17 protein-coding genes are annotated in these 16,129 nt (G+C 61.5%); 11 read left to right on the top strand and 6 right to left on the bottom strand.

The features are described 5' to 3' along the window. Together KGB28_RS27675 and KGB28_RS27670 are read right to left on the bottom strand one after the other, a co-directional pair. A partial coding sequence (locus KGB28_RS27675) for a nucleotide disphospho-sugar-binding domain-containing protein (RefSeq protein ID WP_223448710.1) occupies positions 1-1,145 on the bottom strand: 1,145 nt, incomplete at its 3' end. 100 nt (positions 1,146-1,245) lie between these two features. Beyond that, positions 1,246-2,178, bottom strand: coding sequence for a GntR family transcriptional regulator (locus tag KGB28_RS27670; RefSeq protein WP_223448709.1), 933 nt, complete (start codon positions 2,176-2,178; stop codon positions 1,246-1,248). Positions 2,179-2,377: 199 nt separating this feature from the next. Between KGB28_RS27670 and KGB28_RS27665 the strand changes: the two genes are divergently transcribed. From KGB28_RS27665 to KGB28_RS27625, 9 genes are all read left to right on the top strand, one after another. Further along, the gene (locus tag KGB28_RS27665; RefSeq protein ID WP_223448708.1) at positions 2,378-3,433 is read left to right on the top strand and encodes a spermidine/putrescine ABC transporter substrate-binding protein; all 1,056 of its coding nucleotides are present in this window, start codon (positions 2,378-2,380) and stop codon (positions 3,431-3,433) included. 82 nt (positions 3,434-3,515) lie between these two features. Further along, positions 3,516-4,376, top strand: coding sequence for an ABC transporter permease (locus KGB28_RS27660; protein WP_223448707.1), 861 nt, complete (start codon positions 3,516-3,518; stop codon positions 4,374-4,376). Next, a complete protein-coding gene (locus KGB28_RS27655; protein ID WP_223448706.1) occupies positions 4,373-5,179 on the top strand; it encodes an ABC transporter permease in 807 nt (268 codons plus the stop codon). Before KGB28_RS27660 ends, KGB28_RS27655 begins: the two co-directional genes overlap by 4 nt. Continuing rightward, positions 5,172-6,251, top strand: a complete 1,080-nt coding sequence (locus tag KGB28_RS27650; protein ID WP_223448705.1) for an ABC transporter ATP-binding protein — start codon at positions 5,172-5,174, stop codon at positions 6,249-6,251. The genes KGB28_RS27655 and KGB28_RS27650 overlap by 8 nt, the downstream gene beginning before the upstream one ends. Positions 6,252-6,283: 32 nt before the next feature. Further along, complete coding sequence (locus tag KGB28_RS27645) at positions 6,284-7,567, top strand: nucleotide disphospho-sugar-binding domain-containing protein (RefSeq protein WP_223448704.1); 1,284 nt, start codon at positions 6,284-6,286, stop codon at positions 7,565-7,567. Then, complete coding sequence (locus tag KGB28_RS27640) at positions 7,560-7,928, top strand: cupin domain-containing protein (protein ID WP_007999022.1); 369 nt, start codon at positions 7,560-7,562, stop codon at positions 7,926-7,928. Before KGB28_RS27645 ends, KGB28_RS27640 begins: the two co-directional genes overlap by 8 nt. 132 nt (positions 7,929-8,060) lie before the next feature. Next, the gene (locus KGB28_RS27635; RefSeq protein WP_223448703.1) at positions 8,061-8,405 is read left to right on the top strand and encodes a cupin domain-containing protein; all 345 of its coding nucleotides are present in this window, start codon (positions 8,061-8,063) and stop codon (positions 8,403-8,405) included. 5 nt (positions 8,406-8,410) lie between these two features. Then, positions 8,411-9,484, top strand: coding sequence for an aminoglycoside phosphotransferase family protein (locus KGB28_RS27630; protein WP_223448702.1), 1,074 nt, complete (start codon positions 8,411-8,413; stop codon positions 9,482-9,484). Continuing rightward, a complete protein-coding gene (locus KGB28_RS27625; RefSeq protein WP_223448701.1) occupies positions 9,465-10,973 on the top strand; it encodes an aldehyde dehydrogenase family protein in 1,509 nt (502 codons plus the stop codon). The genes KGB28_RS27630 and KGB28_RS27625 overlap by 20 nt, the downstream gene beginning before the upstream one ends. Before the next feature lie 543 nt (positions 10,974-11,516). Here KGB28_RS27625 and KGB28_RS27620 read toward each other — a convergent pair. Next, complete coding sequence (locus KGB28_RS27620) at positions 11,517-12,476, bottom strand: HlyD family secretion protein (protein ID WP_150725364.1); 960 nt, start codon at positions 12,474-12,476, stop codon at positions 11,517-11,519. Positions 12,477-12,479: 3 nt separating this feature from the next. After that, positions 12,480-12,851 (bottom strand): DUF3302 domain-containing protein, encoded by a 372-nt coding sequence (locus tag KGB28_RS27615; protein WP_223448700.1) that lies wholly within the window; start codon positions 12,849-12,851, stop codon positions 12,480-12,482. A gap of 151 nt (positions 12,852-13,002) precedes the next feature. Between KGB28_RS27615 and KGB28_RS27610 the strand changes: the two genes are divergently transcribed. Together KGB28_RS27610 and KGB28_RS27605 are read left to right on the top strand one after the other, a co-directional pair. Further along, a complete protein-coding gene (locus KGB28_RS27610) occupies positions 13,003-13,665 on the top strand; it encodes a VIT1/CCC1 transporter family protein (protein WP_223448699.1) in 663 nt (220 codons plus the stop codon). Between the two features lie 77 nt (positions 13,666-13,742). Further along, on the top strand, positions 13,743-14,825 hold the full coding sequence (locus KGB28_RS27605) for a sterol desaturase family protein (RefSeq protein WP_223448698.1): 1,083 nt from the start codon (positions 13,743-13,745) through the stop codon (positions 14,823-14,825). Between the two features lie 144 nt (positions 14,826-14,969). Here KGB28_RS27605 and mug read toward each other — a convergent pair whose 3' ends face one another. Together mug and KGB28_RS27595 are read right to left on the bottom strand one after the other, a co-directional pair. Next, the gene (gene mug, locus KGB28_RS27600) at positions 14,970-15,491 is read right to left on the bottom strand and encodes a G/U mismatch-specific DNA glycosylase (RefSeq protein ID WP_223448697.1); all 522 of its coding nucleotides are present in this window, start codon (positions 15,489-15,491) and stop codon (positions 14,970-14,972) included. Beyond that, entirely contained in the window at positions 15,484-16,110 is a 627-nt protein-coding gene (locus KGB28_RS27595; protein ID WP_223448696.1) for a TetR/AcrR family transcriptional regulator, read from the bottom strand. Before KGB28_RS27595 ends, mug begins: the two co-directional genes overlap by 8 nt. Between the last annotated feature and the right edge of the window lie 19 nt (positions 16,111-16,129).

The raw sequence follows: 16,129 nt of genomic DNA, 5'->3' as shown, positions 1-16,129 counted from the left end.
GCCAGGGGGGCGGCAAAGCGCGGCAGGTAGCGGCCGACGCCGACTTCCTCGGCGCGGGCGGCGTTGTCGTGGCCGTCCCAGCAATAGGGAATGATCAGCGACGGCAGGCCGAAATACAGCGCTTCGCAGAAGCTGTTGTTGCCACCGTGGTGGATGAACAACTGGCATTCCTTGAGCACCGCCGGCTGGGCAAACCAGCTGTCGAGGTACACGTTGTCCGGCACGGTGGTGTACATGTCGCGGTAGGCGCCGACGTTGACCAGGAAGCGGTACGGCAAGGTTTCGATTGTACTGATCAGGCGCTTCATCATCCCGGTGTCGGCAGCGCCGAGGCTGCCGAAGCTCAGGTAGATCAGCGGCGCGTCGTTGTGCCGTGGAAAGTCAGGGACGATGTACGGTGCTTCGCGGCGCACGCAACCGTCGAGGTACACATAGCGTTGCGGGTCCAGCGGTTGCTGGCGCTCATAGCGCACTGGCGTCGGTGACAACAGCAAATTGAGCCACGGCGAGTCGGTGAGGAACTGCCCCGCAGGACAGGGCGCGGTGTTGTTGCTCAGGAGAAATTGTGAAAAGCGTTCATGCGCCGGCGCGACAGCCTTGAGGTACTGCTCGGTATAACGCTCGCAGGCCTTCGTGTCACTGGCCAGGCATCCGGACAGGTAGGGTGGAACGGCCGCATCCGGCAGTTCGGTTTCGGCGCAGGACACCACCCGCACCCAGGGGCAACCAGCGTTGGCGATGGCCGGGAACATCACCACGTTGTCGAGCACGATCACGTCGGGCTTGAGGCGGCCGAGCAACTGCTGCAAGGGTTTTTCCGCTTCGATGGCGGTGTCGATGATGGCTTCCCAGGCCGGCGCCACGTAGCTGTCGATCTGCGCCAGCGGGGTCTGGTCGAAGTAGGGAATGCTGCGCTCGATGAAGCGCTCCCAGTAGTGCTGGTGTTCCGCCGCCGACAACGGGCTCGCTTGCGGAATCGGGTACTCGTCGAATCCGTATTCGGCGAACAACCCCTGGAAATGTTCATGGCAGATGAACACCGGCCTGGCGCCCAGTTCACGCAGCGACTGAGCGATACCAATGCAGTTCAGGGCCGCGCCGAAACTGGCTTCCGGAAACAGGGCGATCAGTTTTTGTTTTTGCATGGCGAGGGACTGTCCATGGCGGGTCAGACCCGCCGCTCCTGAAGGTGTTTTTGATGCTGTCTTATTTTCAAAAAAAAATCATCATGTTTTTGCGAGCCGGTTAGCGACGCCCGAACAGATGACTTTGCGGGATGCCACGGTTGGCGGTTTGCGGGCGTTGCGCGGCGCTCAGGCGCAGGTGCAGGCGCAGCAGGTCGGCGGCGATCTCCATCTGCCCGCGTTCGATCTGCGCGATGATCTGCAGGTGTTCGCGCAGGGCTTCCTGCAGGCGGTGCACGCTCACCGAGGGCAGCAGGTTCGGCAGGCGCCGCAGGCCCTGGTGCTGGAGCAGGGCGTCGCTGATGAAGCGGTTGCCGCAGCTCTGGGCCAGCAGTTCGTGGAAGCTGATGTCCAGTTCGCGAAACTGTTGGATGTCGAAGTCTTCCACGGGGCGGGCGAGCAGGCTTTGCGTGGCGCTGCGCAACAGCGCCAGGCGTTGCGGGTCGGCATTGAAGCTCGGGCTGAGCAGGGCTTCCGGTTCAAGAATAAGGCGGAATTTCAGGCTTTCTTCAAGGGCGGCGAGGCTGTTCAGCGACGGACGAAACAGCCAGGACTGGCCGGGACCGCGCTCGATGGCCTGGTTTTCGCTCAATTGCTGCAGGGCCTTTTGTGCCGCCGGCCGGCCGATGTCGTAGCGGCGCATCAGTTCGCTGATGCTGATGCTGTCACCCAGGCGCCCGGCCATGCGGTCGCGCAGTACCGAGGCGGCCAGCTCTTCCTCCTCGGCCTGGGGTAGCGCGGCGTTGAAGGTCTGACCCGATGGCGAGGCCAGCAATCGGTAGCCCTTGCCGGCTTCGTGGCTCAGCAGGTTTTCTTCCAGCAGCACTTTCAGCGCGCCGCGAATCAGCGTGCGCGAAACCTGGAACGTGCGGGCCAGGGCCTGTTCGGCCACCGGGTCGCCGGCCACCAGGCCGCTTTCCTGGGTGTGGTCAAGGATGCGCCGGGCCAGTTCCAGATGATTGGTGCGCGGTTTTTTTTCGACTGTCGTGCTCAAGCGTCTTTTCTCGTTGTGATCCGCTGTCGGACTCAGTTGTCCATCTTATGTCATGCGCCGGTTGGACGTCAGGCCGGAAAAAATGCGTTGACATCTTTTGATGCTGGTCCTAATTTCTAAAAAAAAACACCAGCAATCGTTTCTCGTTTTGCCGTACTGCCTTCGAACACAACAATAAACAATCGTCGGGTGAGTATTTATGAGCAAGCTGAATGATCTTCTGTGCGTGGGATTGGCCGTTTCCCTGGCGATCGCTTCACAGGCTGCAAGTGCGAAAGACATGGTGATTTCCATCTGGGACGGCTACATGGCCCCGGATGCGCTGGAGAAGTTCAAGGCTGCCAGCGGTGTGGACGTCGACAAGGCGCTGCACGCCACCAACGAAGAAATCATGGGCAAGCTGATGGCGTCTGGTGGTGAAGGTTACGACGTGGTGTTCGTTTCCTCGCCTTTCGCCGAAGTCCTGCACAAACAGGGGCTGCTGGCGGATATCGATCCGGTCAAGGTCCCCAACCTGAAAAACCTCTACCCCGAAGCCACTCACCTGGAATATGACCCGGGCAACCAGTTTTCCGTGCCTTACACCTGGGGCACCACCGGCATCTGCTACCGCTCCGACAAGGTGACGCCGGCGCCGCAGAGCTGGAACGAGCTGCTCAATCCGAGCGATGCGCTCAAGGGCAAGGTGACGATGCTCGCCACCGACCGCTGGATGCTCGGCGCCGGCTTCCTGGCCAAGGGCTGGTCGGTCAACGACAGCGACCCTGCGCAAATCGCTGCGGTTCGCGATCAACTGATCGCCACCAAGAAACGCATTCTTTCCTTCGACGACACCACCTTCTACTCCAAGCTGGCCTCCGGCGAATCGCTGATGGCCCACGCCTGGGATGGCTGGTGCAACTACGGCACCCAGGCCAACGCGGCGATCAAGTTCGTGGTGCCCAAGGAAGGCTCCGACCTGTGGGTGGACACCATGGTGGTGCTCAAGAGCTCGAAGCACCAGGACGAAGCCTTCAAGTTCATCAACTTCATGCTGGCCAGGGAAAACCACGCCTGGGTCGCTGAAAACATCCTCTACAAAGTCCCCAACCAGGCAGCCATGGCCGGGCTGTCCGCGGACCTGCTCAAGCAATACCCCAATTTGACCATGACGCCGAGCGAGCTGGTGAAGATGGAACAGTTGCGCGACCTGGGCGGCACCACGCAAAAGGCCTACACCCGCGCCGTCACCGAAATCATGGCAGCGCAGAACTAACGCCACGTCGATCCGAGGCATGCCCGGCATGCCTCGCCACGCTCGCAAGCCGCCTCTGTCCTGAGGCGGGAGGATATGGGTAATGAGTGCTTTGCATGCTGACAGGCGTCTGTCGGCCTGGCTTCTTGCGCCCGGCTTCGGCTGGCTGCTGATGTTCCTGGTGATTCCGTGCCTGCTGGTGCTGGTCTACAGCTTTGTAGAACGTGGCGCGTATGGCGGCATCGACTGGTTGTTCACCTGGGAAAACTACCAGCGCGCGTTCGATCCGCTGTACCTGGGCATCCTGCTCAAGTCGGCGAAGATCGCCGGGCTGGCTACGGTGTTCGCGGTGTTGATCGGCTACCCGGCGGCCTATGCGATTGCCCGTGCGCCACGGCGGCGTCAGGCGGTGTATCTGTTCCTGGTGATGCTGCCGTTCTGGAGCAACTACCTGATCCGCACCTACGCCTGGATCGTCCTGCTCAACCGCGAAGGCCTGATCAACCGGATGCTGCAGTTGTTCGGCTATAGCGGCGAACCCATCAGCCTGCTGTACACCGAATCGTCCGTGGTGCTGGGGCTGGTCTACAACTACATCCCCTTTGTGATCCTGGCGATTTTCTCGTCGCTGTCGCGGATCAACAACGAATTGTGGGACGCCTCGAAAGACCTCGGCGCCTCGGGCTGGATGACCTTTCGCCGGATCATCCTGCCGCTGAGCGTGCCGGGTATCGCGGCAGGCGCAGTGTTTGTCTTCGTGCTGAGCATCGGCAACTTCATCACGGCCGACCTGCTGGGCGGCAAGCAGGTGCAGATGGTCGGTAACCTAATCTATTCGCAATTCCTCACGGCGCGGGACTGGCCGTTCGGTGCGGCGCTGAGCTTCTTCCTGATCGCGATCATGTTGATCCTGTTGTTCATCCAGGCACTGGTGGCCCGTCGTGCAGAAGGGGCGCGCTCATGAGTCAGTCTCGTTCTGTCAGCGGCACGGTGCTGGGTTCGCACCTGGGTCTGGTGTACGCCTTCCTTTATATACCGATCCTGGTGTTGATCCTGCTGTCGTTCAACAAGTCCGGATTGCCCACCGCCTGGGGCGGCGTATCGCTGAAGTGGTACGCGGCACTGGCGCACAACACGGCAATTCTGTCGGCGGCGCTCAACACCCTGATCGTTGCCTTGTCGGCGACCTTCATTGCCTGTGTGCTTGGCACCTTCCTGGCACTGGGCATCGAGTTGCGCCGCAAGGGCAACGATAAAGGCCAGGTGGTCGACACCTTGCTGATGGCGCCGATGATCATTCCCGACATCGTGCTGGCGATTGCGCTGCTCAGCTTCTTCAACCTGCTCAAGGTCGGCCTGGGGCTGCACTCGATCATCATCAGCCACGCCGTGTTCAATATCGCCTTCGTCTGTGCGGTGGTACGCACGCGGCTCAAGCACTTCGATTATTCGATCCTCGAAGCCTCTATCGACTTGGGGGCGAGCTGGTTCACCACCTTGCGCCGGGTGCTGTTGCCGGTGATTTTCCCCGGTGTGCTGGCGGGCGGTTTGCTCTCGTTCACCCTGTCGGTGGACGAATTCATCATCGCCTTTTTCAACTCCGGCTCCGGCCAGGCCTCGACCACGTTGCCCATGCAGATCTACGCCATGATCCGCTTCGGCGTCACCCCGGAAATCAACGCTCTGGCGACGCTGGTGATGCTGGTCAGCATCACCGCGCTGCTGGCTTCGCAGCGTCTCAACAAGGCTCCTCGCACCCATGAATAATTCATCTGCGGTACTGATCCTGGACAAGGTCAGCAAGTCTTATGGCAACGGTCTGGCGGTCAACGAGGTGTCGCTGAGCATCCGCGAGAACGAGTTCTTCGCGCTGCTGGGGCCGTCGGGCTGCGGCAAGACCACGCTACTGCGCATGCTCGCCGGTTTCGAGACCCCCAGCGGTGGCTGCATCTACCTGGACGGCAATGACATTTCGCCGCTGCCGGCCAACAAGCGTCCGCTGAACCTGATGTTCCAGTCCTACGCGCTGTTTCCCAACATGACCGTGCGCAAGAACATTGCCTACGGCCTGGAGATGGAGCGCCTGCCAGAAAGCGAAATCCGGCGCCGGGTCGATGAAGTGTTGAGCACCGCGCAACTCGGCGAGCTGGCCGAGCGCAAGCCCGATCAGCTTTCCGGCGGCCAGCGTCAGCGGGTGGCATTGGCCCGGGCACTGGTCAAACGCCCGCGAGTGTTGCTGCTCGACGAGCCCTTGGGTGCCCTCGACAAGAAGCTGCGGGAAAAGATGCAGCTGGAACTCAAGCGCCTGCAACACGAGAGCGGCATCACCTTCATCATCGTCACCCACGACCAGGAAGAAGCCCTGGTGATGTCCGACCGCATGGCGGTGCTCGACGGCGGCAAGGTGTGCCAGTGCGGCAGCCCGACCGAACTCTACGAAAACCCCAACAGCCGTTTTGTCGCCAACTTCATCGGCGTCAGCAACCTGCTCGAAGGCGTGCGCTCGGGCCGGCACTCGGTGCGGGTCAACGGCCAGGAGCTGAGCGTTGAAACCGACGCGCCGCTGGTGAGCGGCCAATCCGTCGCCGTGGTGGTGCGCCCCGAACGCCTGCAAGTGCTGACGGAGCAGGGCGGCGATTGCGCCAATCAGGTCAGCGGCAAGATCGTCGAAGTCGCCTACCACGGCCTCGACACCAACCTGCACGTGCAGACTCCCCTCAGCGACAAACCGCTGATCGTGCGCGTGCCGTCCTCACAGTTCGAATTCGCCCATTTTGCAATCGACACGACCATCCGGCTGGGCTGGCAGGCCCGGCATGCCCGCGTATTGACGCGCTGAACAATAAAAAGACCAGGCAGGAGCAGCACTCGATGAAACAGAAAGTGATCGCATTCTTCCCCGAAGCCGCCTACGGCCCGGCGCTGAACTCAGTGGGTATCGCCCAGGCCTGTGAAGCCCTGGGGCACAAAGCGGTGTTCCTCACCGACCCGGGCATGAGCGGTGTCTACGCCGGTTATGGTTTCGAAGAGCACATGGTCAACATGTCGGCGCCGATGCCGGCCGAAGAGATGGCCCGCTACTGGGTGGATTTCATCAACGGCCACATTCCGAATTTTCGCAAGTCGCCGCTGGAGCAGATCGACAACTACGTCAAGGAATGCTGGGCGGCCATCGTCGAAACCGCCAAGTGGGCGCAAAAGGACCTGCCGGCGGTGCTGGACAAGGTCAAGCCCGACCTGATCTGCGTCGACAACGTGATCCTGTTCCCGGCGATCAAGCAATACGGCAAGCCGTGGGTGCGGATCATTTCCTGCTCGGAAAACGAGATCGAAGACCCGGATATCCCGCCGCACCTGTCGGGCATGAGCATCGACGACAAGGCTGGCCACGCGCAATTCCGCCAGCGTTTCGAGCAAGTGGTCGGGCCGATCCACGACGACTTCAACCAGTTCCTGAAGGCCCATGGCGAGCAGCCGTATCCGCTGGGGACCTTCTTTGAAGCCTCGCCGTTCATGAACCTGTTGCTGTACCCGGATGCGGTGAAGTTCGACCGACGCCATCCGCTGCCGGCGGAGCGTTTCCATTACCTGCAGGGTTGCGTGCGCCACGACACGCCCTACGAGATTCCGCAGTTCCGTGCGAACAACGACAAGCCGCTGCTGTACGCCAGTTTCGGCAGCCTCGGTTCCGGCGATGTCGAGCTGCTCAAGCGTCTGATCGAGGCGGTGGGCAAGCTGCCTTACCGGGCGCTGTTCAACGTCGGTGAACACCTCGACGAATACCCGGACCTGCCGGACAACGTGCAGATTTCCAACTGGTTCCCGCAGCCGTCGGTGATTGCCCAGGTCGACGCGGTGATCCACCACGGCGGCAACAACAGCTTCACCGAGTGCCTGTTCTTCGGCAAACCGGCGATTGTCATGTCCTACGTTTGGGACGGCCACGACAACGCCATGCGCGCCGAAGAAAGCGGCCACGGCTTCAAGCTCGATCGCTACGAATGGAGCGAAGAGCAGCTCGCGGAAAAACTCCATGCGTGCCTCAACGACGAGGCGATGCGCCAACGCCTGCAGCGCACCAGCGCGCAGATGCAATCCCGCAAGGGGCCGCAAGACGCGGCCGCGATTCTCGACAAGGTGCTCAACGATGCCTGATTCATCCACCACGGCGGGTATCACGCCGTACCTCGAAGCCGTCAGCAGCCGCACCGACCTGGTGGACTGGGGCGTGCAGAGCGACGCCGTCGAAGGTGTCTCGCATTCCAGCGGCCGCTTGCTGTTCAAGGGCCCGAACAACAGCCCGGAAAGCGGATTGTGGGTGTGCACCCCCGGGCGCTGGCGGTTGTCGATTCCCCGGGATGAGCTTTGCCATTTCATCGCGGGGCACGCCACTTACCGTAACGACAACGGTGAAGTGATTGAAGTGCGCCCCAACACTCTGGTGCTGTTCCCGGCTGGCTGGACCGGTGAGTGCGATGTCCGGGAAACCCTGCGCAACGTGTACATGCTGGCTTGAACCTGAATGCCCCCCTGTAGGAGCGAGCTTGCTCGCGAAAAACGCCAGGACAACGCCGTCATCCAGACAGCGCGCGTCATCGTTGACGTCCATCGCGACCAGGCTCGCTCCTACAAAATCTGGAGAAGATGAATGACTACCCCGTTTCTGTACAACCCGCTGAGCATCACCGACGTCAAGGATTGGGGCGTAATCCCGACCATGCTTGAAGGAGAGTCCCGTGTCTCCGGCGTGGTGCTGCACAAAGGCCCCGAAGGCCAGTCCGAATGCGGTATCTGGATCTGCACCCCGGGCAAGTGGTTCTGCCATGTGACCAGCGACGAGTTCTGTCACTTTCTCGAAGGCCGCTGCACTTACGTCCACGAGTCCGGCGAAGTGATCGAGATCAAGCCCGACACCGCCGCCTTCTTCGGCAAAGACTGGAAGGGTGTGTGCACCGTCCACGAGACCATCAAAAAGGTCTACATGATCCGGTGACTGCCATGACAGATGCACTGGCTTCATTGCCAACCCGTGAAGACCAGCGCGCCGCCTTTCTGGCACGCGCCGGTTACGCCGGCGCCTTGCTGGTCGCCTTGCCGGCGGATGCTTCGACCCGGCGTTATTTCCGCCTGGACGGCGCCGGCCTGTTGCTGATGGATTCGCCCCCCGACAGCGAACCCATCGGTCCGTTCGTGCGGATCGCCCGGCAGTTGCAGGGGCTGGGGCTGTCCGCGCCGGCGTTGCTGGCGGTGGACGAGGCGGCGGGGCTGGCGTTGATCGAGGATTTCGGTCACGACACCTACACCCGGCTGCTGCTGGCCGGGCATTCGGAGTCGGCGTTGTATCACCTGGCGGTCGATACACTGGTGGCCTTGCATCGCGCAGCGCCAGCCACGGAACTGGCGCCTTACGACGGGCAGCGACTGGCGGACGAGTACGCGCTGTTTATCGACTGGTACGTGCCGCTGCTGATCGGCAAGGACGCGGCGCAAGACCTGCGCGAGTCGTATCTGGCGTTGTTCGCCGACGCCTGCCGCGACGTCGCAAAACGCCGCGAAGCCCTGGTGCTGCGCGACTTTCACGTCGACAACCTGATGCTGTTGCAAGGCCGTGAAGGCGTTGCGGCCTGCGGCTTGCTGGATTTCCAGGACGCTCTGGTCGGGGCGGCGGCCTATGACCTGATGTCGCTGCTCGAAGACGCCCGGCGCGATGTACCCGAGGCGCTGCGGGAAGCACTGGTCAGCCACTACCTGTTGCAGCGCCCGGAGCTGGATGCGCCGGGCTTTCTCGAAGATTACCGGCGCCTGGCCGCCCAGCGTCACGCCAAGGTGCTGGGGATTTTCGTGCGCCTGGCCGGCCGTGACGGCAAGCACGGTTACCTGGCGCATCTGCCGCGCACCCTGGGTTTGTTTATCCGCGCCCTGGGCGCCGAGGCCTTTGCGCCGCTGCGCCAATGGCTCGACCGGCACGTGCCGGGCTGGCGTGAACAACTGCCCGCCGAGGCCCTGGCGACGTTGCGTGAAACCCCTTATCGATTGGTTCAAGGATCATCCCATGGCCACGTTCAACACTGACACCGCATTGCGTTTCATCAACCCCGAGTTCCTGCCGCTGACCGCAGGTTGTGCGCGCGAAGTGCTCGACCCGGCGACTCTGCAACCGGTCGGGCAAGTCGGCGTGTGTGGCGAAGCCGATGTGCAAGCCGCCACCGATGCCGCCACCGCTGCGCAAAAACAATGGCGCCTGATCGACGCGAAAAGCCGCGCCGCGCGCCTGCATCAACTGGCCAACGCCATCGAGCAGAACGTGGCCTGCAACCGTGAAGTCGCACGCCTGATGACTCTGGAGATGGGCAAGCCGTTTCCCGAAGCCATGGGCGAGCTGGCCAACTGCGCGCCGATCTTTCGCTACTACGCGGAAATGGCCCGGGACGATGCCGGCAAGGTCGCCGGCACCACGCAGATCGGCTCGTTCCAGCATGTGCGTTACGAGCCGTACGGCGTCAGCGTGCACATCATGCCGTTCAACTTTCCGATCCTGCTGATGTGCTGGACGGTCGCCGCGTCTTTGGCGGCGGGCAATGCCTGCATCATCAAGCCGGCGGAAGCCACGACCCTGTGCACCCTCAAGTTCATGGAGCATTTCACCGCATTGCTGCCGGGGCTGGTGTCCTGTGTGCCGGGCGATGCGTTCACCGCGCAATTGCTGGTGCAGTCGGCGCAGACCCACGCGGTGGCCTTCACCGGTAGCGTGGCGGCGGGCAAGGCCGTGGCCGTGGCCTGCGCCGAACGGATGAAACCGTGCGTGATCGAGGCCGGTGGCAGCGATCCGCTGATCATCTCCAGGCATGCACCGCTGGACGTGGCAGCGGCGGGTGCAGTGACGGCGGCGTTCCACTTGAGCGGGCAAATCTGCACTTCGGCCGAGCGCTTGTATGTGGTTGACGAGATCCATGATGAGTTTGTCGCCAGGTTCGCCGAGCGCACCCGTGCCTTGCGCATTGGCCATGGCCTGGAGCGCTCGGAGATCGGGCCGATGGTCAGCGAGGCGGCGCGCAACAAGGTCATGCGCCTGGTCGATGACGCCGTAGCCAAAGGCGCGACAGTGGTGTGTGGCGGACGGATTCCACCCGAGCACAGCGTCGGCTGGTTCTATGAACCAACCATCCTCACCGGGGTGACAGGCGACATGGCGATTCTGCAGGAAGAGTGCTTCGGCCCGGTGGCGGCGATCTGCCGGGTCAGCGATTTCGATGAGGCGGTGCGCTTGGCCAACGACTCGCCGTTCGGCCTTGGTGCCTCGCTGTTTTCCACTGACCTGGCCGAAGCCATGGAAGCCGCCGAGCGTCTGGAGGCGGGGATGGTCTGGGTCAACAATCCGCTGATCGACAACGATGCGCTGCCGTTCGGTGGCTGGAAAATGTCGGGCCTTGGGCGTGAGCTCGGGCGTCAGGGGCTGGAAGCGTTCCGCCGTTCGAAAATGGTCATCATCGATCATCAGCCGAAGATTCAGGACTGGTGGTATCCATACGCTGACGACGTGTTCTATCGCGATCCGGCCTGAAGCCGGGATGCACACAGGAGGATCGTGATGAGCGACTAAATGGGCTGGCCGACGCTGGCGGTAATTCTCGCGGCCAGGCAGGGTGCGCGCATGCGTTCGCCGCTGCCCAAGGTCTTTTCCCGATTTGTGCGCCTATGGAACTGCAAACCATTCTGGTAATCGAAGCCTATACGGGCGAGACGGGACGTCGTAACGGTTACGCGTTGGCATTGAACGCCCTGTATGGCTGTAAAGCCGGGAGGGTTGCATGGAAAGGGACGCGATGTTCAAGTTCCTTGCGGGCTACCTGTTGATGTGTGCCCTGTTGGCATGGGGGGTGGTCCAGGCGTCTCACTGGATTGCTTCTCGCCTGCTGCTGTATTGGATTATTTAGCGCTGACCCTCGCTGCCACGCTCCTACTTGTCGATTCTTCCAGCACCACAATGGTGCGACCCACTGTCTGGCCTTCTTCCTCCGATCCTTAGCCTGCGAAATCAGTCCGGTTCGCTGAACCGGCAACTGACCCAATTCAAGGATTGAGCCAGTTGTCGATGCTGTCCAGGTTAGTGGAACGGAAAGATGTAGTTCATCCAGGCGGCCATGCGCAGGAGGATTTTGCGCATCATCGCGATGTGATGGAAATGCTGGCTGTACAACGCCGCCTGCCCGTAGGCACCGCCGGGCATCTGGCCGGCGTACTGGGCATAGTCGGGGTCGGTGATTTCAATGATCACCGGAACCCGGCCGGCCGGTGGTGAACCGGTAAAGCCGATCAGCGTGCCCGACGGTTGGACCTGGCCTTCGGCGATGACCGAAACCACGGTTTTGACCTTGCCTTCGAAAACCTTCCCGGGAATGCCGTCGAAAGCGACTTCGGCCTCGTCGCCTTCTGTCAGGCGCAACAGGCTGTTCTGCCGCATCCACGCCGCGAAGTAATGCCCTTCGGCGGGAATGAAGACCATCGAAGGGCGCAGTGGCAACTTGGTCGCCATCATGCCCGGACGCAACGAAACGTGGGTGACGAAGCCTTTGCTCGGCGCGCGGACGGTGGTGTTGTCGAGTTCGTACTGCACGTTGTCCAGTTGTGCCTTCAGGTCATCACTGCGCGCGACCACAATGTCCAGTTCCCGTTGGGTACTGAAATTACGCTTGATCAGCTCGGTGATCCGCGCGCGATCGGCCTGGGCGGCAATCAGCTGTGCCTTGAGGGATTTCAGTCGGTACTCGAACGGCGCGGGATCGATGCGAAACAGCACATCGCCTTTTTCCAAGGGCTGGTTGGTCTTCACCGGTACATCGATCACCTGGCCACTGACCACGGGTATCACCGGAACCGATACGAAATAGGAACGCGCTACCTCGGAATAGGGGTGGTTGTAGTTCATCGTGAAAATCAGCGCGCCGATAATCACGACTCCGCCCAGCACCGCCGTGGGCACCGTCCATTTGTTCAGGGGGATACGGAAGATCTTGAAGATGGCTACGCACAGAGCGGCATACGTCAGAATGAGTAAGAGATCCATGGCTCAAATGCCCTCGCCGAGATTGTCCGTTGGTACCCGGTTCTGCGTCGTGCCCGTCGCCGCCTCGAGGCGCTCGATCCGGTCTTGCAGTTCGGCGACCTGTTGTTCGAGGTGAACCACATGACTTTTTGCTGAATGTCCGTCACTGAAACCCCAGCCCCGGTCCTCTCGATAGGCCATCGCCCAGATCCACAGGAACGGCCATAGCGCGTGCAAGGTGAACAGGCTGACCCAGCCGGTGGCGTGGATTGCATCCTGGTGAGGGTGGTTGCGGTGGACGGCAATTTCATAGGGGATGTCGTGGAGCAGAATGATCCCGTAAAACAGGACAAGCCCGACAAAGACCAGCAGGCCCAGGGCGAAGTAATCAAGCATGAACCACTCCTCTTGAAGCGGATAACGTGTGCGCATGAGTGTAGCCGTTCAATCTACACTTGACGGGGATGCGGATATCCAGCCGGAACAACCGGTGCCTGGCCGAAGCGTCGATCGATATCGTGCAAGAACACTCCGACGAGGTTATTTCATGCCAACCAATGGTCGATTCGAGAGGGCGCCTGTACTGGACCCTGTCGAGCGCATTACCGAGGTAATCTTCGGCCTGTTGATGGCCATGACGTTCACCGGCACCATCAGCGTGGCCACGGCGGATCAGGCGGCCGAACGCACGATGATGATTGCCGCGCTCGGCTGCAATCTCGCCTGGGGACTGGCGGATGCGGTCATGTACCTGTTGCGCGCACTGGTCGAGCGAACGCGCAGGATCAAGCTGTACATGGCCTTGCGCAATGGCTCGGACGCCGCGGCCGGTCAGGCGCTCGTTGCGCAGGTGTTGCCGTTGCAGTTCGCGACGGCGGCCGGCAGCGAGGGGCTGGAGTTGTTGCGCCGTCGGCTGCTCGAGCAGCCCCCCTTGCCGATCAGGGCAGGCCTGGGCTGGAACGACTTCAGGGGCGCCCTTGGCGTTTTCCTGTTGGTCGTGGGCTCGACATTTCCGCTGGTGGTGCCGTTCATACTGCTCGATCAGACGGCACTCGCCATCCGCCTGTCCAACCTGATCGGCCTCGTGGTGCTGTTCATCGCAGGCTGGATGCTCGCCAGATACGCTGGCGCCACACAATGGCAGGGCGGGGTGATCATGGCTGCCACGGGGGGTGTGCTGATCCTTGCGATCATTGCGCTGGGCGGCTGACAGCCGGTCATAATTCAACACACTAAAGACTCATTCTCATTTACTATTGCCCTTCCATTTACGTCGGGCAGCCCGGTATGGATGTTCTCGCCGCAATCCATCTTTATTTATCCCAATGGGTGATCGAGCCGGTCACCCGGCAGTTCCTGGGCATTTTCGACTTCAACGGCAGACTCGGTCTAGCCTTTCTCTGCATGTCTTACGGCGTCGCCTACTGTCTGTTCCGCTACCGAAAGTCCCGGGGCCTCACCGACGCGCGCTCATTCGGGCAGTTCATCGGCGGCCGCCGGGTGTACCTGCATCGCTCGGCGCTGCTCGACTACCGCTATTACTTCGTACTCGCCATCCTCAAGGTTGCCCTGGTGCTGCCCATCGTCGGCCTGGTGGATCCGTATGTCTTGCGTTCAGCGGACTACATCGCGTTCTTCACCCAACTGTGGGGCGCGCGTACGCAAGTGGAGGAGCACCTGGCGCTGACCCTGCTCTATGGGCTGGGCGTATTCCTGGTCAAGGATTTCAGCCATTACTGGGGCCATCGCGCCTTTCATTCGCGGTATCTGTGGGCCTTCCACAAAGTCCATCATTCGGCGCCCGTGCTGGTGCCGGCGACGGCCAGCCGCGTGCACTTTCTGGAAGAGGTGGTCGAAAAGCTCACGGATATCATCTGCGTCGGCGCGTTTGCCGGTGTCTTCTGGTACGTCTGTGGCGGTGAGATCAGCCGCTACACCTTGTTTGGCGTGACCTACATGGTGTTCATCTTCAATGCCCTGGCGGCCAACCTGCGTCACAGCCACGTATGGTTTTCCTTCGGGCCGGTGCTGGAGCGGGTGCTGAGCAGCCCGGCGCAACACCAGATTCATCACAGCGATGCACCGCGACACTTCAACAAGAACTTCGGCATCAATCTGTCACTGTGGGACTGGATGTTCGGCACGCTCTACGTCACCCGGTCCACACCCGAGGTCATCCATTTCGGCACCGGTGAGCAGGATCACGAGCGTTACCTGACGCTGCAGGGGCTGATCGTCACGCCCTTCGTGGATATCGCCCGCAAACTCTTTCCTGGAAAACCCTTGAAAGCACAGCCTGAAAGCGGATCTGATCCGTATTTTTCAGCGCAATCTGCCTCTGTAACGGATACAGCCGCCAGCCCACAATAAATCTCCGGTACGGCAGCACACGCAGCCCCTGTACCGCCAATTCATAGTGTGGGAGGCCCCATGGCCAAGATGACGATTTTTCTCGGCGGTTTTCTGCTGTTGACCATTCTGATCGGTATGCTGGCGACGATTCCGCCGGCGTGATTACACCTGTCGCTGTTCGTCGACGGCCACGCGCAATTCGCGGTACGCCGTGACCAGTTGCTCGAGGCTGAACCCTCGATTTCTCCCGCTGGGGTTGGGCAGGACCCAGACCGAGGCATTGCCGAAGGTTTTGGTTTGCAGGCCCCAGGCAATGTCCCGCTGTCCAGACAGCGCTGCATACCCCGCCTTGCCTAGAAACGCCACGAAACGCGGCGCGTGGCGTGCGATTTTCTGTTCGAAGTCGGCAGCGGCGGCGGTGAACTCGTGCAAGGACAACTGATCCGCACTGGCCGTCGGCCGTTCCACCACCGCAGTCAATCCGCAGTGATAGCGCAAGATCGTCCGATCGTTTTCCGGTCGCACTTCCTCGGGGGTAAACCCGGCGAGATGCAGCGTGCGCCAGAAACGATTGCCGCGCCCGGCAAAATGGTGCCCCTGGGCGGCGGCCGTCATTCCGGGGTTGATGCCGCAGAAGATCACGGCCAATTGCCCGGCGAGGATATCTTCGAGCTTTTCACTCACCACAGATCACTCTGATCGCATTGCGTGCCAGTTCCGTCAACTCGGCTCGGGATTTACCGGCCCGGGCACGTATCGAAATGCTGTGCAGCAGAGACGAGGCGAGCACGGCCAGGGCAGCCGGGTCTGCATCGCCTTTCAACTCGCCGGCATTTTTCGCCGCTTGCAGGCGAACTTCCAGATCAGCATCCAGCCGGCTCAACCGGTCGGACAGCACCTCGCGAATTTCCGGGTCCTCCACCGCCTCGGTGGTGGCTGTGCCGATGGCGAAGCAACCGCGGGGTTGGCCGTCGCCCGAGAAGTAAATCGATAACTGCCCCTCGTAGAAACGCTGCAAGGCCTCGGCCAACGGCAGGTCCAGGTCCGTCAGCGCCTCGCGCATGGACGCCGCGGCAAACTCCCAATATTGCTCCAGCGCCTTGATGTAGAGCGCGTGCTTGTCGCCGAATGCCGCATAGAGGCTGGGGCGATTCATGCCGGCGGCGGTAGCGATGCTGTCCAGGGACGCACCGGAATAGCCGGTGTTCCAGAACACACCGAGCGCCTGCTGCAACGCTGTCTGCGGGTCGTAGGCCCTCGGGCGGCCGCGGACTTTGCCCTCTGTCGATTTATTTTGTGCCATGTCGTACAAAATCCTTGTG

Origin of the sequence: Pseudomonas sp. BF-R-19 (assembly GCF_019956445.1) — a bacterium.
Lineage (GTDB): Bacteria > Pseudomonadota > Gammaproteobacteria > Pseudomonadales > Pseudomonadaceae > Aquipseudomonas > Aquipseudomonas fluorescens_BH.
The sequence above is the reverse complement of the archived record's forward strand: the minus strand, read 5'-3'. Positions and strand labels throughout refer to the sequence as shown.